A 25918-nucleotide genomic window follows, 5' to 3' on the forward strand; every position below is an offset into this window, starting at 1 on the left:
AGGAAGCGAATGACCGTACCCGCCCACCCGCCTCTCGGCGGGCTCTACGATCCGCGCAACGAACACGACGCCTGCGGTGTCGGCATGGTCGCGCATATCCGCGGCGACAAAAGCCATTCGATCGTGAGCCGGGCGCTGGAGATTCTCGGCAATCTCGATCATCGCGGTGCGGTCGGCGCCGACCCGTTGCTCGGCGACGGCGCGGGCATCCTGCTCCAGGTCCCCGATCCGCTGTTCCGCAATTGGGCGCGCAGCGAAGGCATCGACCTCCCCCCGCCCGGCGAATACGGCGTGGCGCAATGCTTCCTGCCGCGCGAAGGCGAGGCGGCCACCTTCGTGGTCGATCAGCTTGAGAAATTCGTCGTCAAGGAAGGCCAGCGCGTGCTCGGCTGGCGCGATGTTCCCGTCACGCTCGACGGCTTGGGCCGTGCGGTGGTCGATGCCATGCCCGTCATGCGGCAATGCATCGTCGGGCGCGGTCCGGATTGCGCCGATCAGGACGCGTTCGAGCGCAAGCTGGTGGTGATCCGCAAGCAGACGCTCAATCCGCTCGCCAGACTGGCTGAAAAGCACGGAATTCCCGGGCTTACGCAGGCCTATATCCCCAGCTTTTCCAGCCGCACCATCGTCTATAAGGGTCTGCTGCTCGCGCATCAGGTCGGCGGGTTCTACGACGATCTGCGCGATCCCGACTGCGTTTCGGCGCTCGGGCTGGTGCATCAGCGCTTCAGCACCAACACCTTTCCCAGCTGGCGACTCGCGCACCCTTACCGCTTCACCGCGCACAATGGCGAGATCAACACGGTGCGCGGCAACGTCAACTGGATGAACGCGCGCCGCCGGACGATGGAAAGCGAGCTGCTGGGCGTCGATCTCGACAAGATGTGGCCACTGATCCCGCATGGCCAGTCGGACACCGCCTGTCTCGACAACGCGCTCGAGCTGCTGCTGGTGGGCGGCTACAGCCTCGCCCATGCGATGATGATGCTGATGCCCGAGGCCTGGGCCGGCAATGCGCTGATGGATCCGGCCAGGCGCGCCTTCTACGAATATCACGCCGCGCTGATGGAGCCGTGGGACGGGCCCGCCGCGGTGTGCTTCACCGACGGGCGCCAGATCGGCGCCACGCTCGATCGCAACGGGCTGCGCCCGGCGCGCTATTGCGTCACCAAGGACGATCACGTCGTGCTCGCCAGCGAGAGCGGGGTGCTGCCGATCGACGAGGCGGACATCGTGCGCAAATGGCGGTTGCAGCCGGGCAAGATGCTGCTGATCGATCTCGAGGAAGGCCGGATCATCGAGGATGCCGAGCTCAAGGCGCAGCTCGCCGCGGAGCATCCTTACGAGAAATGGCTCGAACAGGCGCAGTTCAAGCTCGAGGATATCGAGCATATCGCGCCCGAGCTGTCGGAGATCCCGGTCGCGACCACCACCCTGCTCGATCGCCAGCAGGCCTTCGGCTACACGCAGGAAGATCTGACGCGCTTTCTCGAGCCGATGGCGCTCGACGGCCAGGACCCGATCGGCTCGATGGGCACCGATACGCCGATCGCGGTGCTGAGCGACCGCCCGCGGCTGCTCTACGACTATTTCAAGCAGAACTTCGCGCAGGTCACCAATCCGCCGATCGATCCGATCCGCGAGGAACTGGTGATGAGCCTGCTGTCGATGATCGGTCCGCGCCCCAATCTGCTCGGGCGCGACGCCGGGCTGCACAAGCGGCTCGAGGTCAGCCAGCCGATTCTCACCAATGAGGATCTGGCCAAGATCCGCTCGGTCGAGGCGGCGCTCGACGGCGCGTTTCGCACCGCGACGATCGACTGCAGCTGGGATGCCGCCACCGGCGCCGAGGGGCTGGCGATGGCGATCAAGGAGATGTGCTGGGCCGCGACCGAGGCGGTGCTGCAGGATCACAACATCCTGATCCTGTCCGACCGGCTGCAGGGTCCCGACCGCATCCCCATGCCCGCTCTGCTCGCCACCGCTGCGGTGCATCACCAGCTCACCCGGCAGGGGCTGCGAATGCAGACCGGGCTGGTGGTCGAAACCGGCGAAGCGCGCGAGGTCCATCATTTCTGCGTGCTGGCGGGTTACGGCGCCGAGGCGATCAACCCCTATCTCGCCTTCGAGACGCTCGAGCATCTGCGCGCCGAGCGGCACCCCGAGCTCGCCCCCGAAAAGGTGCGCGACAATTACGTCAAGGCGGTGGGCAAGGGCATCCTCAAGGTCATGTCCAAGATGGGTATCTCGACCTACCAGTCCTATTGCGGCGCGCAGATCTTCGATGCGGTCGGGCTGTCGAGCGCATTCGTCGATGCCTTTTTCACCGGCACCTCGACCACGATCGAGGGCGTCGGGCTCGAACAGGTCGCCGAGGAAGCGGTGCGCCGCCACGCGATGGCCTATGGCGATGCGCCGATCTATCGCAGCATGCTCGATCCGGGCGGCATCTACCAGTTCCGCCTGCGCGGCGAGGACCATGCCTGGACGCCCGAGACGATCGCCAATCTCCAGCACGCGGTGCGCGGCGACCGGCCCGACAATTACGCCGCCTTCGCCAAGGCGATCAACGAGCAGTCCGAGCGGCTGTTGACGATCCGCGGGCTGATGGAGCTGCGCAAGGCCGGCAAGCCGATCCCGCTCGACGAGGTCGAACCCGCCGCCGAGATCGTCAAGCGCTTCAGCACGGGGGCAATGAGCTACGGCTCGATCAGCCGCGAGGCGCACACCACGCTGGCGATCGCGATGAACCGCATCGGCGCGCGCTCGAACACCGGCGAAGGCGGCGAGGAGCCCGACCGCTTCGCCCCCATGGCCAATGGCGATTCGATGCGCAGTCGGATCAAGCAGGTCGCCAGCGGGCGCTTCGGGGTGACCACCGAATATCTGGTCAATTCGGACGATATCCAGATCAAGATGGCGCAGGGTGCTAAGCCCGGCGAGGGCGGACAATTGCCCGGCCACAAGGTCGACAAGACCATCGGCAAGGTGCGCCATTCGACCCCCGGCGTGGGGCTGATCTCGCCGCCGCCGCATCACGACATCTATTCGATCGAGGATCTGGCGCAGCTGATCCACGACCTCAAGAACGTCCAGCCCGAGGCGCGGATCTCGGTCAAGCTGGTGAGCGAGGTCGGGGTCGGCACGGTCGCGGCGGGGGTCTCCAAGTGCAAGGCCGACCACGTCACCATATCGGGCTACGAGGGCGGCACCGGCGCGAGCCCGCTGACCAGCCTGACCCACGCCGGCAGCCCCTGGGAAATCGGCCTCGCCGAAACCCAGCAGACGCTGCTGCTCAACGATTTGCGCAGCCGCATTGCGGTCCAGGTCGACGGGGGCCTGCGCACCGGGCGCGATGTCGCGATCGGAGCACTGCTCGGCGCGGACGAATTCGGCTTCGCCACCGCCCCGCTGATCGCGGCGGGCTGCATCATGATGCGCAAATGCCACCTCAACACCTGCCCGGTGGGCGTCGCGACGCAGGACCCGGTGCTGCGCAAGCGCTTCACCGGTACGCCCGAGCATGTCATCAACTACTTCTTCTTCGTCGCCGAGGAACTGCGCGGCATCATGGCCGAGATGGGCTTCCGCCGCGTCGAGGACATGGTGGGCCGGGTCGACCTGATCGACACCCACCGCGTCGCCCGCCACTGGAAAGCCAAGGGTGTCGACCTGTCGCGGCTGCTCGCCTCGGTCGAACGCGTCCCCGATGCGCCGCTGCGCCAGACCGGAACGCAGGACCACGGTCTGGGCGCGGCGATGGACCGCGAGCTGATCGCGGCCTGCCAGCCGGCGATCGCGGGCGGCAGACCGGTGGTGCTCGAACGCGAGGTGCGCAACGTCAACCGCAGCGTCGGCGCGATGCTTTCGGGCCGGATCGCGGAGGCGCACGGCCATCGCGGACTCGCGCCCGACGCCATCCGCATCGCGCTCACCGGGGTCGCGGGCCAGAGCTTCGGCGCCTGGCTGGCGCATGGCGTCACGCTCGAACTGACCGGCGATGCCAACGACTATGTCGGCAAGGGGCTTTCGGGCGGACGCATCGTGGTCAAGCCCCCGAGCCAGGTTACCCGCGACGCGAGCGACAACATCATCGTCGGCAACACCGTGCTCTATGGCGCGATCGCGGGCGAGGCCTTCTTTGCCGGGGTCGCGGGCGAGCGCTTCGCGGTGCGCAATTCGGGCGCGGTCGCGGTGGTCGAGGGCACCGGCGATCACGCCTGCGAATATATGACCGGTGGCATGGTCTGCGTGCTCGGCCCCACCGGGCGCAATTTCGCCGCCGGGATGAGCGGCGGCGTGGCCTATGTCTACGACCCCGATGATGTGTTCGCGTCGCTGTGCAACCTCGCGCAAGTCGATATTCGTTCTATCGAACCGGGCGAGGGCGAGGGCGCGGAGAACGGCTGGGGCGAACCCCAGCAGCGCGCCCGCTCGGTCGAGGACTCAGGCATGGGCGACCCGCTCTATCACGATGCCGCGCGGCTGCGCGTGCTGGTCGAGCGGCACCAGCTCCACACCGGCTCGACGCGCGCCGAGGCGCTGCTGGCGGATTGGGATACCGCGCTGCGGCAGTTCAAGAAGGTGATGCCGCGCGACTACGAAACCGCACTGAAGGCGCTCGAGGCGGAGCGCGAGGAAGCGGCGATGGAGGCGGCGGAGTGATGGTCTTCCGCGCCCCTCATTTCCTTCCATCCGTCATCCCAGCGGCCCCCATCGTCATCCCAGCGAAAGCTGGGATCTCTCACGGGCTTGCGCTCCACCTGCCACAGCTCCCAGCTTGCGCTGGGATGACGCATCACCACACGACAGGACCCCGCTGATGGGCAAGCAAACCGGCTTCCTCGAATACGCGCGGCGCGACCGCGACTATCTCGACCCCGCCGAGCGGGTGAAGAATTACGACGAGTTCGCCGTGCCCATGGGCGATGCGGAACTGCGCCACCAGGCGGCCCGCTGCATGGATTGCGGGATCCCGTTTTGCCACACCGGCTGCCCGGTCAACAACATCATCCCCGAATGGAACCATTTGGTCTACGAGGACGACTGGCGCGAAGCGTTGGCCAATCTCCATTCGACCAACAATTTTCCCGAATTCACCGGCCGCGTCTGTCCCGCGCCCTGCGAGGCGGCCTGCACGCTCAACATCATCGACCAACCGGTGACGATCAAGTCGATCGAATGCGCCATCGTCGATCGCGGCTGGGCCGAAGGCTGGATTCAGCCGCAAGTGCCCGAGCGCCAGACCGGCAAATCGGTGGCGGTGATCGGCAGCGGGCCGGCCGGGCTCGCCTGCGCCCAGCAACTCGCGCGCGCGGGCCATGCGGTGACCGTGTTCGAGAAGAGCGACCGGATCGGCGGACTGCTGCGTTACGGCATCCCCGATTTCAAGCTGGGCAAGCAGCACATCAACCGCCGCGCGGTGCAGATGGAAGCCGAGGGCGTCCATTTCCGCACCGGAGCCGAGGTCGGGGTCGAGATCAGCTTCAAGGCGCTGCAGGACAATTTCGACGCCGTCGTGCTGGCGGGGGGCGCGGAAGAACCGCGGCATTTGCAGATTCCCGGTGCCGAACTGCCCGGCGTGCGGCTGGCGATGGAATTCCTCACCCAGCAGAACAAGCGCAATGCCGGAGACGACGAATTGCGCGCCGCGCCCCGCGGGACCCTGTCGGCCAAGGACAAGCATGTCGTGGTGATCGGCGGCGGCGATACCGGGTCGGATTGCGTGGGCACCTCCAACCGCCAGGGAGCCAAGAGCGTCACCCAGCTCGAGATCATGCCGCAGCCGCCCGAACGCGAGGACAAGGCGCTTACCTGGCCCGACTGGCCGCTCAAGCTGCGCACCTCCTCGAGCCATCAGGAAGGCGCGAACCGCGACTGGGGCGTGCTGACCAAGCGCGTGATCGCCGAGAACGGCAGCGTCGCGGGACTGGAATGCGTCCGGATCGCATGGGACGGCGGCAAGTTTACCGAAGTGCCCGATAGCAGCTTCACCCTGCCCGCCGACCTGATCCTGCTGGCGATGGGCTTTACCGGGCCCAAGAAGCGCGGGTTGCTCGACAGGGCGGGGGTGGCGCTGGACGATCGCGGCGCGGTCGCCGCCGATACCAGCGATTATGCCACCAACGAGCCGGGGGTCTATTCCTGCGGCGACATGCGTCGCGGCCAGAGCCTGGTGGTCTGGGCAATCCGCGAGGGCCGCCAATGCGCCCGCGCGGTCGACGAGGCGCTGATGGGAGCGAGCGAACTGCCGCGCTGAGGGCTGTACCTCCGAATCGGTGCCACCCGCTTGCCAATTGGCGGCGCTCGTTTAGATTCGATCGTTCGGGACGAGGGCGATAATGGCCCGGCCCGACACGGGGAGGGACGCAATGCGACGCTGGGGGTTCGCGCTGGCCGTTCTGGGCCTGGCGCTAGGGGGAGGAATCGAAGCAAGCGCTGCCGCGCAAGGCCGGGCGCCTGCCGACCCGCAAGCGAATCCCGAACCGGCCCCTTCGCCGCAGCTCGAGCAACCCGCCAGCAGCGCGCAGAGCGTACCCGACCCCGCCTCCATCAAGCTCGTCGCGGCGCAGTTCGTCGATCTGCCGCTATCGGGCGGTTCGACCAGCGATGCGCAATACGGGCTCAAGCTCGATGCCTATGTCGATTTGAAAGGGAGCCTGTTCGGGCTCGACGACAGCTTCGCGCTGCACATCCATCCCGAACTCCGAGCGGGCGAATCGAGCAATGGCGAGATCGGGCTGCTGCCGACCAACAGCGCGCTGTTCTATCCCGCCAGCGAGGACGAGCAGTTCGACCTCTCGGCCAATCTCACCAAGACCTGGCGCAGCGGCGCTTCGCTCACCGTCGGCAAGGTCAATGTCTTCGACCTCTCGGCGCAATTGCCGATCACCGGGGGCGGCGGGATCGAGGGATTCCAGAACCTCGCCTTCGCGCTCCCGCCCAGCGCCATCGTTCCCGGCTCGCTGGTCGGCGCGCTACTTACCGTGCCGACGAAAAAGGCCCTGTTCCGGCTGTGGGTGTTCGACCCCAATCTCGCCTCGCGCCGCAGCGGGATTCCGACGCTGTTCGAGGACGGGGTCGGCGCGCTGGCCTCGGTCACCGTGCCCGCTACCATCGCAGGCAGGCAGGGCTATTACGCGCTCAAGCTCGCCGCCAGCACCCGCCGCGGGATCAGCAGCCGCGCCCTGCCCCCGGTGCTGATCCCGGCACCCGGCTCGGGCTTCGGCGAGAGCCGCGGCGAATTCGCCGCCATCCTCGCCGCCAGCCAATATCTCGTCGGCGGTCCGCGCGATCCGGCGGGGGGCATAGGCGTGTTCGGGCAGGTCTATCTCTCGGCGGGCGATCCGACCTTTCTCGATGTCAGCGCCCAAGCGGGGATCGCGGGCAATCCGCCGGGCCGCCCGCAGGACCGCTTCGGGCTGGGCTGGTTCCGCTATTCGCTCACCGACGGGCTGGTCGACGCGCTGGCCGCGCGCGTCCCGTTGGAGGACGAGGAGGGCGTCGAAGCCTTCTATACGATCGGTCTGAACGAGACCTTCCGCCTCACCGCCAATCTCCAGCTGATCGACAGCGCCATCGCCCCCCGCGATGAGGCCTTGCTGGGCGGGCTGCGGCTGGTGACGGCGTTCTAGGCCGGACCTCCCGTGATCGGCAGGCGCCAGTCGATCGCCCCGCGCCCCGCCTGATCGAGAAAGGCATTGGCCTTGCTGAAAGGCCGCGAGCCGAAGAAGCCGCGGTGCGCCGAAAGCGGGCTGGGGTGCGGGCTGCGCAGCACCAGATGGCGGCCATCGCTCCCCTCGGCCAGTTCGGGGAGCCGCGTCGCCTTCTTCTGCGCATGCGCGCCCCACAGCACGAACACGCTCGGGCGCTCAGCCTGCGCTACCGCGGCGACCACTGCATCCGTGACCGCGTCCCAGCCGCGCCCGGCATGGCTGCCCGCCTGCCCTGCCTCGACCGTCAGCGTGGTGTTGAGCAGCAGCACGCCGCGCTGCGCCCAGGGCGTCAGATCGCCATGCGGCGGGATTTCCAGTCCGAGGTCGGCGCGCAGTTCCTTGTAGATGTTCGCGAGGCTGGGCGGCACGCGCACGCCGTCGGGCACCGAGAAGCTCAGCCCCATCGCCTGACCCGGTCCGTGATAGGGATCCTGCCCGAGAATCACGACCCTGACCGCCTCGCGCTCGGTCAGCTCGAGCGCGCGCAAGCGGCTACCGCGCGGGGGGTAGATCGGTTTGCCAGCCGCCTCCTCGGCGCGCAGCCAGCCGCCCAGCCTCCGCGACTCGTCGCCCGCCAGCACCGGTTCGAGCACATCGCGCCAGCTTTGGGGCACCCCGCTTCCGGACAGATCGCTATCGTTCATCGCCGCCATGCTAGGCCGGCCCGGTCAGGCTCGCCAGCAGCCCTTTCCACCAATCCCCAATGCGCCTAAGGCCCGACCCCATATGACTGTATATTTCCACGAAGAAGACCTCCCGGCCGATGTGCTCGGCGCGGGTGCGATCGCCATCGACACCGAAACCATGGGGCTCGTCACGCCGCGCGACCGGCTGTGCCTCGTCCAGATCAGCGATGGCGGCAAGGACGAGCATCTGGTCCGCTTCGGCCCCGACAGCAGCTACGACGCGCCCAATCTCAAGGCCATTCTCGCCGATCCCGACCGGGTGAAGCTCTATCATTTCGCGCGCTTCGATCTCGCGGCGATCGAATATTATCTCGGCGTGATGGCCGCGCCGGTGTTCTGCACCAAGATCGCCAGCAAGCTGGTGCGCACCTACACCGACCGCCACGGATTGAAGAATCTGGTCGACGAATTGCTCAACGAGAACCTCTCCAAGCACCAGCAGAGCTCCGACTGGGGCGGCCCGGTGCTGAGCGAGGCGCAACGCGACTATGCGGCGTCCGACGTGCGCTATCTCCACCGCCTGCGCGAGGAGCTGGAAAAGCGGCTCGAGCGCGAAGGGCGCAGCGAAATGGCGCAGGCCTGTTTCGACTTCCTGCCCACCCGTGCGCGGCTCGATATCGCCGGCTGGCCCGAGCACGACATCTTCAGCCACGCCTGAGGTCGCAGCGCATGGTCTCCACTCCCCGACCCGAGAAGCGCAGAGAGACCAGGCGAGCAGCGGCCCTGCGCAGCAGGCGCCAGCATTTCGCCGCGCCCGGCGGCTCGCACGACCGGCTGGTCGGCTTTCTCGCACGCGCGCTGCCGCTCGGCGTCGGAGTGGTCGCGGCGCTGATGGTGATCACTCCGCTCAGCCCGCGCGGCGAAGTCAGCTTTCTGCTCGACCGCAACAAGGTGGCGGTCATCGACGAGCGGCTGCGCGTCGACAACGCCATGTATCGCGGCCAGGACGACCGCAGCCGCCCCTTTTCGGTGACAGCCGGCGAGGCGGTGCAGAAATCCAGCCTCGAGGGCATCGTCCGGATGGCGGATATGGAAGCGCGACTGCTGCTCCCCGAAGGCCCGGCGGTGATCGATGCCAGCGGGGGCGCCTATGACATCGACGCCGAGACCATGATCGTGCCCGGAACGATGCGGATGATCGCGGCGGATGGCTATCGCATGCTGCTGCGCGACGTCCTGATCGATCTCGACACCAGGCGCGTGGTCGGCCGGGACGGCGTCTCGGGAGCCATTCCTGCGGGGACCTTCTCCGCCAATCGTCTCGAAGTCGATCTCGCGGCGCGGACCGTCGCGCTGGTCGGCGATGCCCGGCTGCGGATGGTGCCGGGCCAGTTGAGGATGCCATGATGACCGATCTCGTTCCGACCGCCCGCCGCTGGCTGATCGGCGGCTTCGCCGCGACGCTCGCGCTGATGGCAGGCATCCAGCTCAACGCCCAGGCCATCGCCGGGCACAATTCCAACGCGCCGGTGAATTACGCCGCCGACCGGATCGAACTGCAGGATCGCCAGAACCGCGTGGTGCTGTCGGGCGACGTGGTGATCGAGCAGGCCGGACTGCGGCTCACTGCGGCGCGTACGCTGGTCAATTACAGCGACAGCGGAACGCTGCGCATCCAGCGGATCATGGCGACCGGCGGGGTCAATGTGCGGCGCGGCAACGAGATCGCCTCGGGCAACACCGCGGTCTATGATTTCAACCGCCGGATCATCACGCTGGCGGGCGACGTCCGGCTCCGGCGCGGTAACGACACGCTCAACGGCGGGCGGCTGGTGATCGATCTGGTCAGCGGCGTGGCGAGCGTCGATGGGAGCGCCAGCGGGTCGTCCGGAGTGGCGGGCGAAACCACCACCGGCGACGGCGGACGGGTCAGCGGGACCTTCGCGGTCCCTGAAAACTGATTGCGCGAACTGATCCGGTTTAACGCCGCGCGGGCCGGCGCGCCATTCCGGTCAGCGCCTGCGCAAGCAGGAGATGCGCCGCCTGGCTGTTGGCGAGCAATTCGCGGTGCAGCTCGACCAGCCGCGAAGTCAGCCGGTCGAGCCGCGGCCCGCGCCAATAGGCGTATTGGTTGCGGATCTCGCGCTCCTCGCGAAAGAAGATGCCCAGCTGCGCCTTCTCGCCCTTGCCCAGGTCGTCGAACGAGCCGCGCGGTCCCAGCCGCGCCGCGATCCGCGCCAGCTGCGCCGCGCGTCGTTCGAAAGCGAGCAGAAGCCCCACCGGGTTGAGCGCCATCTCGCGCATCCGCACCATCTCGCCCGCGAGCTTGGGCTGGTCGCCCGAGAGCACCGCATTGACCAGCGACATGAAGCCGTCCTCGTCGCTCACCGCGCCGATCGCGTCGAGCGCGGCGGAATCGACCTGTTTCGGAGATTGCGGACTGGCATCGAGATAGAGCGCCAGCTTGTCGATCTCGGATTGCGCCAGCCGCACGTCGAGATTGGCGGCGCGCGCGATTCGTTCGGCCAGCCCGCCGCTGAACTGCACGCCCGCGCCATCCCCCATCGCGCGCACCGCATGGGTGACCGAGGCCAGATCGGGCGGGTAGAACATCGTCACCAGCGCATCTTTCCGCTTTTCCAGCAGCTTGGCGGTGCGCGACTTGTCGGTGGCCGCTGTCGCCACCACCAGCACCGGGCAAGCCTGGCCCGCGCCCATGTCGCTGGTCTCGAGCAGCGTGCGCAGCGCGTCATGCGCCTCGTCGCCATTGGCGCGCACGAGGATATGGCGGCTGTCGCCGAACAGCGAGGAGGAGCGCGCCTCGTCGCCCAGTTTCGCCGGGTCCGAACGCAGCTCGCCGCCCGATAGTTCGACCCGCTCGCCCGGATCCGGGAGCATGCTCACCAGATCGCGCGCCGCCGCCGAAGCGCCCGCCTCGTCGGGGCCGCAGAAGAAGAAGATCGAGACGCTGCCGAGCGCACCGCGCGCCTTGGTTGCAAAATCGCGCTGCGTCGCTTTCATTGTGCCGCCTTCACGGGGCTGCCCGGTACTCGTCGCGCAGAGTGGCCGCGATCCGCGTCACCATCCGGCTGGCGACCTCGCGCGCGAGATTCTCGAGCGCCGTCTGCTCGGCAGCGATGGTGGCGTATTCGCTGGAGACCACGTCGATGCCGGCGTCGGAGCCGGCGGTGGCGTCGAGCAGGATCGAACCGGTGGCGGTATCGATCAGCTGGTAGCGCGCGCGCAGCGTCCGTCGTTCGCGGCCGATGGTGTCGTCGCCCAGCACGCCCAATCCTTCGAGCTGGTCGTCCAGCCGCACATCGAGCCGGTAGCGCGGCGCGGCCTCGCCCGCGGCGCCCAGCCGGTCCACCAGCGCATTGCGGACCAGCCAGCCCGCGCGCCCGCCGATCGCGGGGACTTCGATCGCGGCGAGACCCTGCGCCACCGCCCCGTCGCCGCCGCCGGCATACATCGGCTGCAACCCGCAGCCGGGCAGCGCCAGCACGAGAGCCAGGGCGGGGAGAAGAGTGGCGATCGGCCGCATCAGGTAACGATATTGACCAAACGGTCGGGCACGACAATCACTTTGCGGATCGCCGCCCCGTCGATCGAGCGCTGGACCTTCTCGCTCGCCAGCGCCATCGCTTCGAGATCCTCCTTCGCGGCTCCCTTGGGCGCGCTCAGCGTATCGCGCAATTTGCCCATGTGCTGGACCGCGATGGTGACCTCGTCCTCGACCAGCAGCGCCGGATCGACCTCGGGCCAGGCCACATCGGCGACCAGCCCGTCCTGCCCGAGCCTGTGCCAGGCTTCCTCCGCCAGATGCGGCATCATCGGCGCGACCAGCCGCACCAGCGCGAGGATCGCGCGCGAGCGGCTGGGCGAAGGCGCCGCCTTCTCGACCGCGCCGGTCAGTTCGTAGATCCGCGCCACCGCCTTGTTGAATCCGAGCGCCTCGATATCGGTCGCGACCGCGGCGATGGTCTGGTGGGTCTTGCGCTCGAGCGGCTTGTCCCGATCGCCGGATGCTCCGGCATCGTACTGCCCGAACAGACGCCACAGCCGGTGGACGAAGCGCGCGCAGCCCTCCATCCCGGCGTCCGACCAAGGCAGATCGCGCTCGGGCGGGCTGTCGGACAGCATGAACCAGCGCACCGCATCCGCGCCGTGTCGCTCGACGATGGTGTCGGGGTCGACGACGTTCTTCTTCGACTTCGACATCTTGACGACGCGGCCGATCTCGACCGGCGCGCCATCGGCCTTGAGCACCGCGCGATCCGCGCTGCGCTCGACTTCCTCGGGGCTGAAGAAGCTCTGCCGACCCTCCGCGCCGTCGCGGCGGGCGTAGGTCTCGTGCGTCACCATGCCTTGCGTGAACAACGAGGCGAAGGGCTCGGCGACATCGAGCCTACCCATCCGCCTCAGCGCGCGAGTCCAGAAGCGGGCGTAGAGCAGGTGCAGGATCGCGTGCTCGACCCCGCCGATATATTGCTCGACCGGCAGCCATTTCGCGACTTCGGCAGGATCGAAGGGGCGGTCGGCGGGCTGGCTGGCGAAGCGCAGGAAATACCACGAGCTGTCGACGAAGGTGTCGAGCGTGTCGGTCTCGCGCGCCGCCTCGCCGCCGCATTGGGGGCAATCGACCCGCTTCCACGCCTCGTGGCGCTGGAGCGGGTTGCCCGGGGTCTGGAAATCGACATCCTCGGGCAGCGTGATCGGCAGGCTTTCCTTGGGGGCCGGCACCACGCCGCAGGCGTGGCAATGGATGAAGGGGATCGGCGTCCCCCAATAGCGCTGGCGGCTGACCCCCCAGTCGCGCAACCGCCAGACGGTCTTGCCCTCGCCCCAGCCTTCGCTCTGCGCGCGGGCGATCACTGCCTGCTTGCCCGCGGCGATGTCCATTCCGTCGAGGAAGCGCGAGTTCACCAGCACGCCCTCGGCGGTGAAGGCCTCGGCCATCGGCGCCTCGGCATCCGCAGTGCTCGGGGCCACCACGCGCGGGATCGGCAGACCGTATTTGGTCGCGAATTCGAAATCGCGCTGGTCGTGGCCGGGCACCGCCATGATGGCACCGGTGCCATAATCCATCAGCACGAAATTGGCGATATAGACCGGCAGCGCCTCGCCGGTGAAGGGATGGCGCGCGGTGATGCCGGTGTCGAAGCCCAGCTTTTCGGCGGTCTCCAGCTCGGCCGCCGTGGTCCCGCCGCGCTTGCAAAGCGCGATGAATTCCTGCGCCGCCGAATTGTCCTGCGCCGCGCCCTGCGCCACCGGATGATCCGCCGCCACCGCGACGAAGCTCGCGCCGAAGATGGTGTCGGGCCGGGTGGTGTAGACCTCCAGCTTCTCGCCGCTCGACAGGTCGAAGGCGAATTGCAGCCCCTGCGATTTGCCGATCCAGTTCTCCTGCATCAGCCGGACCTTGTCGGGCCAGCGATCGAGCTCGCCCAGACCCTCGAGCAACTCCTCGGCGAAATCGGTGATCTTGAGAAACCATTGCGAGAGCTTGCGCTTCTCGATCTCGGCGCCCGAGCGCCAGCCCTTGCCGTCGATCACCTGCTCGTTGGCGAGTACGGTCTGGTCGACCGGATCCCAATTGACCTCGCTCTCCTTGCGATAGACGAGGCCCGCTTCGTAGAGATCGAGAAACAGCGCCTGCTCGTGGCCGTAATAGTCCGGCTCGCAGGTCGCCAGCTCCCGGCTCCAGTCGAGCGCGAAGCCGAGCCGCTTCAACTGCGCCTTCATGTGTTCGATATTGGCGCGGGTCCACTGGCCGGGATGGACGCCCTTTTCCATCGCCGCGTTCTCGGCCGGCATGCCGAAAGCGTCCCAGCCCATCGGATGCAGCACCTCGTGCCCGCGCATCCGCTTGTAGCGCGCCAGCACGTCGCCCATCGTGTAATTGCGGACATGGCCGATATGGATGCGCCCCGAGGGATAGGGGAACATCTCGAGGACGTAGCTCTTGGGCTTGTCAGAAGCGCTGTCGGCGCGGAAGGTCTGGGCGTCGTCCCATGCGCGCTGCCAGCGTCCGTCGGCCTGCGACGGATCGAATGTGCTCTCGGCCATGGGCGTCCCTGTCGTTCTGTCTAGCGTCGTGCTGCGGCTGTCTGCGCCGGCTTGCTTATCGGTGTCGTCGTCTCGCGTCCGCCAAAGCAGACCGGCGATCAGCCGCGGATCGCCTCGCGGCGCAGTTCGCGCGCCTTGGTGAGGATGATGTCTTCCAGCTTCTGCACCGTGGCGGCCTGCACGGGTGCCTCGACCCAGGTACCGCCCTGCGCCACCTGGCGACTGGCGGCGACCCTGAGCGCATCGGCGCGCAGATCGGTGTCGAGCACGGAGACGGTGAGCTTGACGCGCTCGCCGGGATTGGCCGGATTGGCGTACCAGTCGGTGACGATGACCCCGCCGGCGCTGTCCGCCTGGAGCAGCGGTGCGAAGCTGACCGCGTCGAGCGCGGCGCGCCAGAGATAGGAATTGACGCCGATGGTGTTGACCTGCGCCGCGGCGAGATCGGCGGTCGGACGCTCGTTCCCGGCGCAGGCCGCCAGCGTGGTCACCCCGGCAATGGCGCTGACGAAAGCGGCGGCGATGCGGAATGCGGAGCGGCGGGGTGCGGGATGAAGGGTCATGCTGGTCCTTGGTCTGTCCTAGGGCGTTCTATAGCCGCCCCGGCGCGACGGGCAAGGGATGGCGGACCGTGGCGCTGCGAACGGATAAGGGCCCAGCCGCTGAATAGCCGCTGAACTTTTGCTTTCCCTGCAGTCCCCTGCAATTCTGGTTGGGCGCCGTCCGGTGTGGGGCACGAGCAACAGTCGCCGGATTTGTTCCGCGCGACCTGTGGAAAAGCTGGTCGTGCCTTTGTCATCTTCCTATCAAGAAAGACGAAGACAGAGACTCGGGGCCAGGGTTCGCGGCCTCAATGAATCGCAGATGGGCTGGCTTCAGGAACCGTTAACGGCCTGACTGGTCTATATCAAAGGTCCGAACGCGAGCGCGGTGTGTGCCGCGGCCGGATCACAGGGGCGCTTAGAGATGAAACGCAGCACGGGTAATGGCGGAAAGGCGCGGCTCACGGCCGCTCTGCTCGCCGCTGCCGGTCTGGCGCTCACGCTTCCCGCCACCGGCGCTGCGGTCGTGGGCGCTCCCGTCGCTTCCAGCGAATCGGTTGCCGATCTGGAGTTCATGCCCTTCACGCCCGCCGGGATGGATGCCGCGGCGATCAGCGAACTGGCCTCCTCGGTCGGTCTCGATGCGCTGCGTTTCACCCCCGCCGCGCGCCCCGGGCGCAAGGATCGTACGCTGACCGTCGCGGTGCGCGTCGATCAGGCGACCGCGCGGGCGATTTCGGTGCGCAAGACCATCGACGCAGCGACCGAAGCGGGCCGCGGCGCACCGCTGCTGGCGCTGGCGCCGACGCGCTACGATCTGGGGATCGCGCGCGGCTATCAAGGTTTCACCCAGCCCGCTCCCAAGCCGCTCGCCGGTGCGACAGCCGGCCTTTCGGGCGTGCGCGATATCGCCATGCCCGATCTGGCGGAATTCCGCCCCTCGCAGCCTGCGGACAAGCCCAGCCGCTTCCAGCCGAGAATCGCCACCCGGATCGACGATTCGCCTGGCCGGACCGCGCGCCCGCTCGAGGCGCTCGGCGAACAGAGCGTCGATGTCGGCGGCTCCTACCGTGTGACGCGCAATCTCGATGTCACCGCCGGCGTGCGCCTGTCGCAGGATCGCGACCGCCTCGCCCCACTGACCGATGGGCTCGAGGACAATCAGGCGGTCTATGTCGGAACCCAGTTCCGCTTCTGATCCGCTTTGTGCTTCGTTGTTCTGCCCGGCCCCGCTTTGGCGGGGTTTTTCTTGTCCCCGTCCTGCATTGGCCTAGAGCTTTGCGCTAGGGAATGGAGAGAGGGACGACGATCATGGCAAGAGTGGCAGTGGTGACCGGGGGTACCCGGGGGATCGGACGCGCGGTGTGCGAGCAGCTCCGGTCGGACGGGTTCACGGTGGTGGCCAATTACGCGGGCAATGCCGATGCCGCGCGCGCATTCAGCGACGACACCGGGATACCGGCCTATCGCTTCGATGTCGGCGACCACCAGGCAGCGACCGAGGCCTGCGCGCGGATCGGCGAAGAGGTCGGCCCGATCGACGTGGTGGTGAACAATGCCGGGATCACCCGAGACGGGACGCTGCTCAAGATGAGCTACGAGGACTGGAACGACGTGATGCGCGTCAATCTGGGCGGCTGCTTCACCATGGCCAAGGCCTGCTTCCCGGGGATGAAGGAGCGCGGCTGGGGGCGGATCGTCAACATCGGCTCGATCAACGGTCAGGCGGGGCAATACGGCCAGGTCAACTACGCTGCCGCCAAGAGCGGGATCCATGGCTTCACCAAGGCGCTGGCGCAGGAAGGGGCGCGCTTCAACGTCACCGTCAACGCGATCGCGCCGGGCTATATCGACACCGACATGGTCGCCGCGGTGCCCGAGCCGGTGCTGGAAAAGATCGTCGCCAAGATCCCGGTCGGCCGGCTCGGCCATGCGAACGAGATCGCCCGCGGGGTGAGCTTTCTGTGCAGCGAGGACGCGGGCTTCGTCACCGGCTCGACGATGAGCATCAACGGTGGGCAGCATATGTATTGAGGCAGGTGCGGATGGCGCGCTGGTCGGAAGGGTCGAAATGATAAGAGCGCTGGTCACCCTGCTCGTGCTGCTCGCCGCTCCCGCGAAGGCCGATATCGTGCGCGACCGGATTTACCATCCGGTCTCCCTCGCGGATACCGAAGTCGAATTCGCTGGCGATCCACCGCTGCCGCTGCAGGCCGTCACTGCCGACGGGCTCGCGCTCGCAGGCTATTACTGGGCACCCGAGGCAGGCAACGACCGGCTGGTGGTGGTCTTCCACGGGCGCGACTACAACCAGCTGGTCATGGCGCGCCGCGCCGAAGCGCTGCGCGAGGGCGGGCACGGGGTGCTGATCGCCTCCTACCGCGGATATGGCGACAATCCGGGCGAGCCGTCCGAAGTGGGGCTCTTCGGCGATGGCGAGGCCTGGCTCGCCAAGGCCCGCGCGCTCAATCCCGAAGGACGCATCTATCTCTTCGGCTTCTCGCTGGGCGCCGCGGTCGCGCTCGAACTCGCCGCGCGCCACGAGGTTACCGGCGTCGCGACGCTGGGCGCCTTCACCCGGCTCGCCGATCAGGTCCCCGCGCTGCTGCGCCCGCTGCTGCCCGATCGCTACGACAATCTCGCCGCCATCGCCCGGGTCGCCGAACCGGTGGTTCTGCTGCACGGCGCGAAGGACGAGGTCGTCGATCCCGAAGCAGCGGTCAGGCTGGAGCAGGCGGGCGGTGCGAATGTTACCCGGGTGAACCTCAAGGGCGGCGAGCATTTCGTCCCGCTGGAGTCCATCGCCGCGCGGCTATGGAGCCTATGGGCGAGGCTGGAGGCCGCAGCGGTCGAACCGTGACGAACCGTGAATGGCGTCCGGCTGCAGACGCATAGCCTCGTCCCGTCATTGCGGGTCGCGGCAGGCTTAGCGAAAGCGGGACGCCCTGGGAGAGCCCCACAGGAGTTTACGCCGGGCTCGACAGCTTCATCAGCACCAGCCCGCCGACGATCATCAGCGCCGCCACGATCCGCAGCGGGTTGGCCGATTCGCCCAGCACCAGGATGCCCAGAGTAAACGCGCCGACCGCGCCGATCCCGGTCCAGATCGTGTAGGCGGTGCCGAGCGGCAGGGTGCGCATCGACCACGCGAGCAGCGCGAAGCTGGCGATCATCGCGGCGATCGTCAGCACCGAGGGCCATAACCGGGTGAACCCCGCCGACTGTTTCATCGCGAACGCCCAGACGATCTCGAACAGACCGGCGACGAACAAGGCAATCCAGGCCATTCGACCTCCTTCAGAAAGCAGCCGCGCCGTCCCGGACCTGTGCCCGTCATGGGGGAGGACGTGGCCTCGCAGGGGCCAGCTAGGTCCGACACGCGGCATTGGCAACGCTGCAGCGATTGCCGAGCCCGCACCCGCGCGGCTATGGCCCGTCCATGACCAGCACCCGTATCGAGACCGACGCCTTCGGCGAAATCGCCGTCCCCGCCGACAGGCTGTGGGGCGCGCAGACGCAGCGCAGTCTGGAGAATTTCCGCATCGGGGCTGAGCGCATTCCGCTGCCGATGGTCCATGCGCTGGGAACGATCAAGGCCGCCGCGGCGCGGGTCAATGCATCGCAGGGTCTGCTCGAGGGCCGGCTGGCCGATGCCATCGTCGCCGCCGCCGAGGAGGTCGCGCGCGGTGCGCTCGACGAGCATTTCCCGCTGGTGGTGTGGCAGACCGGCTCGGGCACGCAGAGCAATATGAACGCCAACGAGGTGATCGCGAACCGCGCCAATCTGGCGCTGGGCGGCGAGCTCGGCACCAAGAGCCCGGTCCATCCCAACGATCACGTCAACATGAGCCAGTCGTCGAACGATACCATACCCAGCGCGATCCAGATCGCCGCAGCCTGCGAGGTGACCGGCGCGCTGCTGCCGGCGCTGGTGGATTTGCGCGACACGCTGGAAGAGAAGGCCGGCGCCTGGTCGGGCATCGTCAAGATCGGCCGCACGCATACGCAGGACGCCACCCCGCTGACTTTGGGCGACGAATTCTCGGGCTATGCGCGGCAGGTCGCGCTGGGGATCGAGCGGATCGAGGCGGCGCTTCCCGGGCTCCATGAACTGGCGCAGGGCGGCACGGCGGTCGGCACCGGGCTCAACGCGCCCAGCGGCTTCGGCGAGGCGATTGCCGCCGAGATCGCGCAGGCGACCGGCCTACCCTTCGTCACCGCGCCCAACAAGTTCGAGGCGCTCGCCGCGCAGGATGCGCTGCTGTTCGCGCATGGCGCGCTCAACACGCTCGCGGCGGGGCTCTACAAGATCGCCAGCGACATCCGCCTGCTGGGCTCGGGGCCGCGTTCGGGGCTGGGCGAGCTGGCGCTGCCCGAGAACGAGCCGGGCTCCTCGATCATGCCGGGCAAGGTCAACCCGACCCAGTGCGAGGCGCTGACGCAATTGTGCGCGCAGGTGTTCGGCAATCACACCACGCTGACCTTCGCGGGCAGCCAGGGCCAGTTCGAGCTCAACACCTACCGGCCGGTGATGGGCTATGCCTTCCTGCAATCGGTGCGGTTGCTGGGCGATGGCGCGCGCAGTTTCACCGCCAACCTGCTCGAGGGGCTCGAGCCGCGCGAGGACAATATCGCCCGCGGGGTCGCCAACTCGCTGATGCTGGTCACCGCGCTGGCGCCCACTATCGGCTACGACAATGCCTCCGCCATCGCCAAGACCGCGCACAAGGAAGGCACGACTTTGCGCGAGGCGGCGGTCGCCAGCGGGCATGTCTCGGGCGAGAATTACGACCGGATCGTCCGACCCGAAGCTATGCTCGGCCCGGATCGGGATTGATGGCCCTGTGCTGATGGCCGCGCCCTACCACCCGCCGGTCAAGCATTCGCTCAGCATTCAGGGACATCGCACTTCGATCAGCCTCGAGCCGCTGTTCTGGGACCTGCTCCATGCCGCCGCCGCGGAAGAAGGCCTGCCGCTGAGCACGCTGGTGGCGCGGATCGACGCCGAGCGGATCGCCAGCGCGACCCCGCCGGGTCTGGCGAGCGCGATCCGGATCTGGCTGGTCGCGCGCCTGCAGGCGACGCACGAAAAAGGCGCCGGGATCGCTCCCGACGCCCTCTCGTCGTCACCATAAAGGATCAGTAATTCGCGGGCGGATCGCTCGCGGGGAAGGATTCGTCGATTTCCTCGTCGGTCTTCGACCAGTTCTTCTCGCCGGTGGGGGTGGCGCGCGGGCCGGAATCGCGGACCCGGCCGTCGGGCTGACCCTTGGCGAAAGCGACGCCGTTCTCGTCGACGCGGTTCTTCTCGTAATATTTGTAGCCGGCGTAACCGACGGCTCCGAGTGCTGCGAGCTTGAGTAACATGGGTTTCGTCCTTTGCTGTTCTTGCCCCGATCAACGCGGGAACAGTGCAAAAGGTCCGGCCCTAGAGCGCTATTCGTCGCCGACGCGTTCGATTTGCGCGCCGACCAGCGACAGCTTCTCCTCCAGCCGCTCGTAACCGCGGTCGAGATGGTAGATCCGCCGCACCTGCGTCTCGCCCTCGGCGGCGAGGCCTGCGATGACCAGGCTCATCGAGGCGCGCAGATCGGTCGCCATCACCTCGGCACCGGTCAGCCGCTCGACCCCGCGAACGATCGCGGTCCGTCCCGACACCTCGATATCCGCGCCCATCCGCCTGAGTTCGGGCACATGCATGTAGCGGTTCTCGAAGATCGTTTCGGTCAGCACGCTGGTGCCTTCGGCGCGGCACAACAGGCTCATGAATTGCGCCTGCATGTCGGTGGCGAGCCCGGGGAACGGTGCGGTCGAGAGATTGGTGGGCTTGAGCGGCCCGTCGGCGCAGATCCGCAAGCCGCCCTTCTCCTCGGTCACCGCGACGCCGATATTGCGCAGCGCGTGATTGGTGGCGAGCATGTCGTCCGCCTTGGCGCCCTCGAGCAGCACATTGCCCCCGGTGATCGCCGCCGCGCAGGCATAGGAACCCGCCTCGATCCGGTCGGGCATCACCTTGTAGGTCGCGCCGTTCAATCGCTTGACGCCGTGCACGGTCAGGTCGGAGGAGCCGATCCCCTCGATCTCCGCGCCCATCGCCACCAGCAGATTGCACAGATCGACGATCTCGGGCTCGCGCGCGGCATTGCCGATCCGGCTGGTGCCGTTGCACAGCACCGCGGTCATCAGCGCGTTCTCGGTCGCCCCGACCGAGACCAGCGGAAAGTCGAAATCGCCGCCGGGCAGCCCGCCGTCGGGGGCGTTGGCCTTCACATAGCCCTGCGCCACCTCGATCTGCGCCCCCAGCGCCTCGAGCGCGTCGAGGTGGAGGTTGATCGGACGGTTGCCGATCGCGCAGCCGCCGGGCAGCGACACCGTCGCCTCGCCCGCGCGCGCCAGCAGCGGCCCCAGCACCAGCACCGAGGCGCGCATCTTGCGCACCAGATCGTAGGGCGCGACGGTGGAGGTGATCCGCGTCGCCTCCAGCGTGACCACGCGGCCGAAATCCTCGGGCCGCTTGCCGGCGATCGAATGCGACACGCCGAACTGCGTCATCAGGTGCTGGAAGCCGTCGATATCGGCGAGCCGCGGCAGGTTGCGCAAGGTCACCGGCTCGTCGGTCAGCAGCGCGCAGGGAAGCAGGGTCAGGGCGGAATTCTTGGCGCCGGAGATCGGCAGCGTGCCTTCGAGGCGGTTGCCGCCGGTGATGATGAGTTTGTCCATCGCGCCGCATTAGCGGCTTTGCGCGGTCACGCAAACAGCGCGCAGATACGGCGCCGATCCCGTGCGGCGCAGCTTGATCCATGTTGCTTGACGCCCGCGCGCGGCGCACCGTAACGCTCCCCGCCATGAGCCAGCATCAACCGATCCGAAAAGCCGTCTTCCCCGTCGCCGGTCTGGGCACCCGCTTCCTCCCCGCCACCAAGGCGGTCCCCAAGGAACTGCTCCCGATCGTCGATCGCCCGCTGATCCAATATGCGGTGGACGAGGCGCGCGAGGCGGGGATCGAGCAGATGATCTTCGTCACCGGGCGCGGCAAGACCGCGATCGTCGATCATTTCGATATCGCCTTCGAGCTCGAGGCGACCATGCGCGAGCGCGACAAGGACATGTCCGTCCTCGATGCCTCCAGCGCCACGCCGGGCGACATCATCGCGGTGCGCCAGCAGGTCCCGCTTGGGCTGGGCCATGCGATCTGGTGCGCGCGCGCTGTGGTCGGCGACGAACCCTTCGCGGTCTTCCTCCCCGACGAGCTGATGGTGGCGCAGGCGGGCGGCGGCACCGGTTGCATGAAGCAGATGGTCGAGGCCTATGGCGAAGTGGGCGGCAATCTGATCTCGGTGCTCGAGGTGCCGCGCGAGCAGGTCTCGAGCTACGGCGTGATCGATCCGGGCGAAGCGCGCGACAATCTCACCGAGGTGCGCGGGCTGGTCGAGAAACCGCCGGTGGCCGAGGCGCCATCGAACAAGATCGTCTCGGGCCGCTACATCCTCCAGCCCGAGGTGATGCGGGTGCTCGAAACCCAAGGCAAGGGCGCGGGCGGCGAGATCCAGCTGACCGACGCGATGGCGCGGATGATCGGCCAGCAGCCCTTCCACGCGGTCACCTTCGCGGGCCGCCGCTTCGACTGCGGCAACAAGCTGGGTTTCGTCGAAGCGACGCTGGCGCTGGCGCTGGAACGCGAGGACATGGGCGCGGATGTGCGCGCGATCGCGGAGCGGTTGCTGGGATAGCGGCAAGGCAAGCACCGCCCCCGATTCAGTCCGGGGCGACGGGAAGGTGAGTTCGGTCGATATTTCGTTGCCCCGGACGTGATAAAATCGTCGGACCGGACTTGATCCGGGCCCGGTGCGTCGCTCCGGCGAACTGCGCATTTTCCTACACGTTTGCGATTTGCTAGCTTCGCATCGGCTCTTTCACATCGCGAAAACGGCATGCCAGCGGCGGTAGTCGCCCTCGACCGGCGAAGGGGGATGTGTTTCATCAACCAAACCCTCTTTTGTTCACCCGGCGGACGGCGGGCCTGAACGAATCGGGATGCGAATCAGTGCGCGACGAAGCGCAGCGGGAGCGTCTTGAGACCGCCGACGAAGGTCGATTTGGCGCGCGCCGGTTCGCCCGCCAGTTCGACGCTCTCGATCCGGTCGAGCAGCGCCTCGAACAGGATCCGCATCTCGAGCCGCGCCAGATGCAGGCCCAGGCACTGGTGCGCGCCCGCGCCGAAAGCGAGGTGGCGGTTGGGGTGGCGCGAGGCATCGAAGCGGCGCGGGTTTTCGAATTGCGCCGGGTCGTGATTGGCGGCGACGTAGTTGATCATCAGCCAGTCCCCCTTTGCGATTTTCTGCCCGCCGACCTCGGTATCCTCTGCCGCGCTGCGCATGAAATGCTGGACCGGGCTGGTCCAGCGGATCGCTTCCTCGACGATGCCGGGCAGCAGCGAGCGGTCGGCCCTGACCCGCGCGAACTGCTCCGGATCGCGCGCCAGCGCCAGCATCGCGCCGGCGGTGCTCGCGCTGGTGGTATCGTGCCCTGCGGCGGCGAGGATGATGTAATAGCCCATCATGTCGCGGTCGTTGAGCGGTTCGCCGTCGACCGTGGCGTTGGCGATGGTGCTCGCGACATCGCCGGTCGGATGGGCGCGCTTCTCGGCGGTGAGGCGGGCGAAATAGGCCTCGAAATCCTTGACCGCACCCGCGACCAGCTGGGTGATCTGGTCGGGCGTCATCGCCGCCATGCCCGAGCCGCTGAGTTCTTCGTCCTGCCCGCCGAACATCTGCTGGGTGAGCATCAGCATCCGCGCCTCGTCTTCCTCGGGCACGCCCAGGATCTGCATCACCACATGCAGCGGGTAGGGTGCCGAGACGAGCTTGACGAAGTCCACGACCTTGGTTTCCCCGGCCCCTTCATCCCCACCCGCATCGACCAGCCGCTGAACCGTCGCCTGCGCCAGGGTGCGGATCTCGTCCTCCACCCCGCGCAGGTTCTTGGGCATGAACCATTCCTGCGTGAGCTTGCGGTATTTCATGTGGATCGGCGCATCGAAGGTGACGAGGCTGGCGACCAGATGCGGGCTGCCGCCGGTCAGCGATTTGGCGAATTCGATCCCCTCTGTCAGCGAGAACACCACCGTCTGCGGATTGTTGAGGAAGGTCGCATTGTCTTTCGAGATCCGCATCACGTCGTAGTAACGCGTGACCAGCCAGAACGGCGGGTGGATGCCATCGGGCGATTCGACGCGGGCGACCGGCGCCTCTTCGCGCAAGCGATCGAACAGGTCGAGCAGCCCGTCCCATTGCGCATAGCTTGCCGGATCGATCACCGCGCGGCCCTGTTCGGGCGGCAGCACCGGAGCGGCTGTGCCCGGCGCGGTCACGCCGCGACCTCGGCTTTGGCGGCGTATTCGTCGCGCAGCTCGCGCTTGTACAACTTGCCATTCGCCTCGCGCGGCAGCGCGGGGCGGAAGTCGAACAGCTTGGGCAGCTTGATGCGCGCCAGCCTGGGCGCGAGATAGGCGCGCAGTTCCTCTTCCAGCGCCGCCCCCGCTTCCGCCATGTCGACCGGCTGGACCACCGCCACGACCTGCTCACCGAAATCGGGATCGGGCGCGCCGATCACCGCGGCATCCATCACCTTGTCATGGCTGATCAGCAGGTTCTCGATCTCCTGCGGGTAGATGTTGACCCCGCCCGAGATGATCATGTGGCTCTGCCGATCGGTGAGATAGAGGAAACCCTCCTCGTCGACATGGCCGATATCGCCCAGCGTCATCCACCCCTTGGGATGCATCGCCTCGGCGGTCTTGTCGGGATCGTTGTGATAGGTCGGCAGGATCGCGTTCTCGAAATAGATCAGCCCGTCCTGCCCGGCAGGCAATTCCTCGCCATCGGGCCCGCAGACATGCAGCGTGCCGTGGATCGCTCTGCCAACGGTGCCGGGATGGGCGAGCCAGTCCTCCGCCTTGACCAGCGTCATGCCGATCCCCTCGGACCCGGCGTAATACTCGTTCACGATCGGGCCCCACCATTCGATCATCGCCTGCTTGACGGGCACCGGGCAGGGCGCCGCCGCGTGGAGCGCGCGCCGGTGGCTGGAAAGGTCGTATTTCTCGCGCTGCGCCGGATCGAGCTTGAGCATCCGGACGAAATGGGTGGGCACCCACTGGCTGTCGGTGACGCGGTATTTCTCGATCGTTGCCAGCGCGAGCTCGGGATCGAACCGCTCCATCACCACGATGGTCCCGCCCAGTCGATGCGCGGTGCTGCACCAGCCCAGCGGCGCGGCGTGATAGAGCGGCGCGGGCGAGAGATAGACCATCGACCCGTCGGCGGGCATCCCTGCGCCCATCACCGCCAGCCCCACCAGCGGCGAGACTTCCTGGATATCGTCGGTTTCCGGCGGGCGCGGGCGCACACCCTTGGGCCGGCCGGTGGTGCCGCTGGAATAGAGCATGTATTGGCCGGGCAGGGGATCGGCCAGCGGCTCGCCAGACTGCGCCGCGATCGCCGTTTCGAGATCCTCATCGCCGTCGCCGCCCAGGATCAGGAATTCGCACTGGGGGCAATGTTCGCGCAATTCCTCGATCACATCGGCGAATTTGGTCGAGGTGACCATCAGCCGGGCATCGCTGTCCTGCAGGATATAGGCAATCTCGGGCGCGGTCAGGCGGGTCGAGACCGGGACCATCATCGCGCCCGAACGCTGCGATCCCCAGACCAGCTGGAGGAACAGCGCGTTGTTCTCCATCAGCATGCCGAAATGGTCGCCCCGACCCAGGCCGCGCTTCCGCAACAGATTCGCGAAGCGGTTGGCGGTCGCGTCCATCTCGCCATAGGTGACGGTCTCGCCGCTGCCAGCCATGATGATGGCAGGATGGTCGGGGCGCGTCTGCGCGTGAACGATCGGATGCATGTATCTCTCCCACGGGGCCTCTTGGCGGGCCAGTTGGTTGCGCTTCGAAACCTAACGCATG

General features: G+C 67.5%; 22 protein-coding genes. 12 read left to right on the forward strand and 10 right to left on the reverse strand.

Going from position 1 to position 25918, the window contains the following annotated elements; all coding sequences use genetic code 11:
- The first annotated feature begins 9 nt into the window (after positions 1-9).
- The 3 genes from gltB to Q9K01_RS00960 all read left to right on the forward strand — a co-directional run bounded on the left by gltB (position 10) and on the right by Q9K01_RS00960 (position 7634).
- On the forward strand, positions 10-4665 hold the full coding sequence (gltB, locus tag Q9K01_RS00950) for a glutamate synthase large subunit (RefSeq protein WP_305928340.1): 4656 nt from the start codon (positions 10-12) through the stop codon (positions 4663-4665).
- Positions 4666-4822: 157 nt separating this feature from the next.
- Entirely contained in the window at positions 4823-6259 is a 1437-nt protein-coding gene (locus tag Q9K01_RS00955; RefSeq protein ID WP_305928341.1) for a glutamate synthase subunit beta, read from the forward strand.
- Between the two features lie 112 nt (positions 6260-6371).
- The gene (locus tag Q9K01_RS00960) at positions 6372-7634 is read left to right on the forward strand and encodes a carbohydrate porin (RefSeq protein ID WP_305928342.1); all 1263 of its coding nucleotides are present in this window, start codon (positions 6372-6374) and stop codon (positions 7632-7634) included.
- Here the strand turns inward: Q9K01_RS00960 and Q9K01_RS00965 are convergent.
- Positions 7631-8359 (reverse strand): uracil-DNA glycosylase, encoded by a 729-nt coding sequence (locus tag Q9K01_RS00965; RefSeq protein ID WP_305928343.1) that lies wholly within the window; start codon positions 8357-8359, stop codon positions 7631-7633. The two genes, Q9K01_RS00960 and Q9K01_RS00965, sit on opposite strands and share 4 nt — an antisense overlap.
- 82 nt (positions 8360-8441) lie before the next feature.
- Between Q9K01_RS00965 and Q9K01_RS00970 the strand changes: the two genes are divergently transcribed.
- Genes Q9K01_RS00970 through Q9K01_RS00980 form a run of 3 tightly spaced genes read left to right on the forward strand, consistent with a single transcriptional unit; the run spans position 8442 to position 10302 of the window.
- Positions 8442-9059 (forward strand): ribonuclease D, encoded by a 618-nt coding sequence (locus Q9K01_RS00970; RefSeq protein ID WP_305928344.1) that lies wholly within the window; start codon positions 8442-8444, stop codon positions 9057-9059.
- Between the two features lie 11 nt (positions 9060-9070).
- A complete protein-coding gene (locus Q9K01_RS00975; protein WP_305928345.1) occupies positions 9071-9748 on the forward strand; it encodes an LPS export ABC transporter periplasmic protein LptC in 678 nt (225 codons plus the stop codon).
- Entirely contained in the window at positions 9745-10302 is a 558-nt protein-coding gene (locus Q9K01_RS00980) for an LptA/OstA family protein (RefSeq protein WP_422785269.1), read from the forward strand. Before Q9K01_RS00975 ends, Q9K01_RS00980 begins: the two co-directional genes overlap by 4 nt.
- A 19-nt stretch (positions 10303-10321) precedes the next feature.
- On the opposite strand, the gene Q9K01_RS00985 is transcribed toward Q9K01_RS00980, so the two are convergent.
- The 4 genes from Q9K01_RS00985 to Q9K01_RS01000 all read right to left on the reverse strand — a co-directional run bounded on the left by Q9K01_RS00985 (position 10322) and on the right by Q9K01_RS01000 (position 14973).
- A complete protein-coding gene (locus Q9K01_RS00985) occupies positions 10322-11362 on the reverse strand; it encodes a DNA polymerase III subunit delta (protein WP_305928346.1) in 1041 nt (346 codons plus the stop codon).
- Positions 11363-11372: 10 nt separating this feature from the next.
- The gene (gene lptE / locus Q9K01_RS00990) at positions 11373-11885 is read right to left on the reverse strand and encodes an LPS assembly lipoprotein LptE (RefSeq protein ID WP_305928347.1); all 513 of its coding nucleotides are present in this window, start codon (positions 11883-11885) and stop codon (positions 11373-11375) included.
- Positions 11885-14410, reverse strand: a complete 2526-nt coding sequence (gene leuS, locus Q9K01_RS00995) for a leucine--tRNA ligase (protein ID WP_305928348.1) — start codon at positions 14408-14410, stop codon at positions 11885-11887. The genes lptE and leuS overlap by 1 nt, the downstream gene beginning before the upstream one ends.
- Before the next feature lie 98 nt (positions 14411-14508).
- On the reverse strand, positions 14509-14973 hold the full coding sequence (locus tag Q9K01_RS01000; protein WP_305928349.1) for a DUF3576 domain-containing protein: 465 nt from the start codon (positions 14971-14973) through the stop codon (positions 14509-14511).
- 403 nt (positions 14974-15376) lie between these two features.
- Between Q9K01_RS01000 and Q9K01_RS01005 the strand changes: the two genes are divergently transcribed.
- From Q9K01_RS01005 to Q9K01_RS01015, 3 genes are all read left to right on the forward strand, one after another.
- The gene (locus Q9K01_RS01005) at positions 15377-16150 is read left to right on the forward strand and encodes a hypothetical protein (protein ID WP_305928350.1); all 774 of its coding nucleotides are present in this window, start codon (positions 15377-15379) and stop codon (positions 16148-16150) included.
- A 113-nt stretch (positions 16151-16263) separates the two neighbouring features.
- Complete coding sequence (phbB, locus tag Q9K01_RS01010) at positions 16264-16986, forward strand: acetoacetyl-CoA reductase (protein ID WP_305928351.1); 723 nt, start codon at positions 16264-16266, stop codon at positions 16984-16986.
- 37 nt (positions 16987-17023) lie between these two features.
- Positions 17024-17812 carry an alpha/beta hydrolase gene (locus tag Q9K01_RS01015; protein ID WP_305928352.1) on the forward strand — a complete coding sequence of 263 codons (789 nt, stop codon included), beginning with the start codon at positions 17024-17026 and terminating at the stop codon, positions 17810-17812.
- A gap of 106 nt (positions 17813-17918) precedes the next feature.
- Here Q9K01_RS01015 and sugE read toward each other — a convergent pair whose 3' ends face one another.
- Positions 17919-18239, reverse strand: coding sequence for a quaternary ammonium compound efflux SMR transporter SugE (gene sugE / locus Q9K01_RS01020; RefSeq protein ID WP_305928353.1), 321 nt, complete (start codon positions 18237-18239; stop codon positions 17919-17921).
- A 152-nt stretch (positions 18240-18391) separates the two neighbouring features.
- Here sugE and fumC point away from each other — a divergent pair, with 152 nt between their 5' ends.
- Together fumC and Q9K01_RS01030 are read left to right on the forward strand one after the other, a co-directional pair.
- A complete protein-coding gene (gene fumC / locus Q9K01_RS01025) occupies positions 18392-19789 on the forward strand; it encodes a class II fumarate hydratase (protein ID WP_305928354.1) in 1398 nt (465 codons plus the stop codon).
- 13 nt (positions 19790-19802) lie between these two features.
- Complete coding sequence (locus Q9K01_RS01030; protein WP_305928355.1) at positions 19803-20087, forward strand: ribbon-helix-helix domain-containing protein; 285 nt, start codon at positions 19803-19805, stop codon at positions 20085-20087.
- Positions 20088-20091: 4 nt separating this feature from the next.
- Here the strand turns inward: Q9K01_RS01030 and Q9K01_RS01035 are convergent, their stop codons facing one another.
- Entirely contained in the window at positions 20092-20319 is a 228-nt protein-coding gene (locus tag Q9K01_RS01035; protein ID WP_305928356.1) for a hypothetical protein, read from the reverse strand.
- A gap of 69 nt (positions 20320-20388) precedes the next feature.
- Entirely contained in the window at positions 20389-21672 is a 1284-nt protein-coding gene (gene murA, locus Q9K01_RS01040; RefSeq protein WP_305928357.1) for a UDP-N-acetylglucosamine 1-carboxyvinyltransferase, read from the reverse strand.
- Between the two features lie 125 nt (positions 21673-21797).
- Here murA and galU point away from each other — a divergent pair, with 125 nt between their 5' ends.
- On the forward strand, positions 21798-22682 hold the full coding sequence (galU, locus tag Q9K01_RS01045; protein ID WP_305928358.1) for a UTP--glucose-1-phosphate uridylyltransferase GalU: 885 nt from the start codon (positions 21798-21800) through the stop codon (positions 22680-22682).
- Positions 22683-22993: 311 nt separating this feature from the next.
- On the opposite strand, the gene Q9K01_RS01050 is transcribed toward galU, so the two are convergent.
- Together Q9K01_RS01050 and Q9K01_RS01055 are read right to left on the reverse strand one after the other, a co-directional pair.
- Complete coding sequence (locus Q9K01_RS01050) at positions 22994-24322, reverse strand: cytochrome P450 (protein WP_305928359.1); 1329 nt, start codon at positions 24320-24322, stop codon at positions 22994-22996.
- Positions 24319-25857, reverse strand: a complete 1539-nt coding sequence (locus Q9K01_RS01055; protein WP_305928360.1) for an acyl-CoA synthetase — start codon at positions 25855-25857, stop codon at positions 24319-24321. Before Q9K01_RS01055 ends, Q9K01_RS01050 begins: the two co-directional genes overlap by 4 nt.
- Between the last annotated feature and the right edge of the window lie 61 nt (positions 25858-25918).

This window comes from Qipengyuania benthica (assembly GCF_030717865.1).
Classification (GTDB): Bacteria; Pseudomonadota; Alphaproteobacteria; order Sphingomonadales; family Sphingomonadaceae; genus Qipengyuania; species Qipengyuania benthica.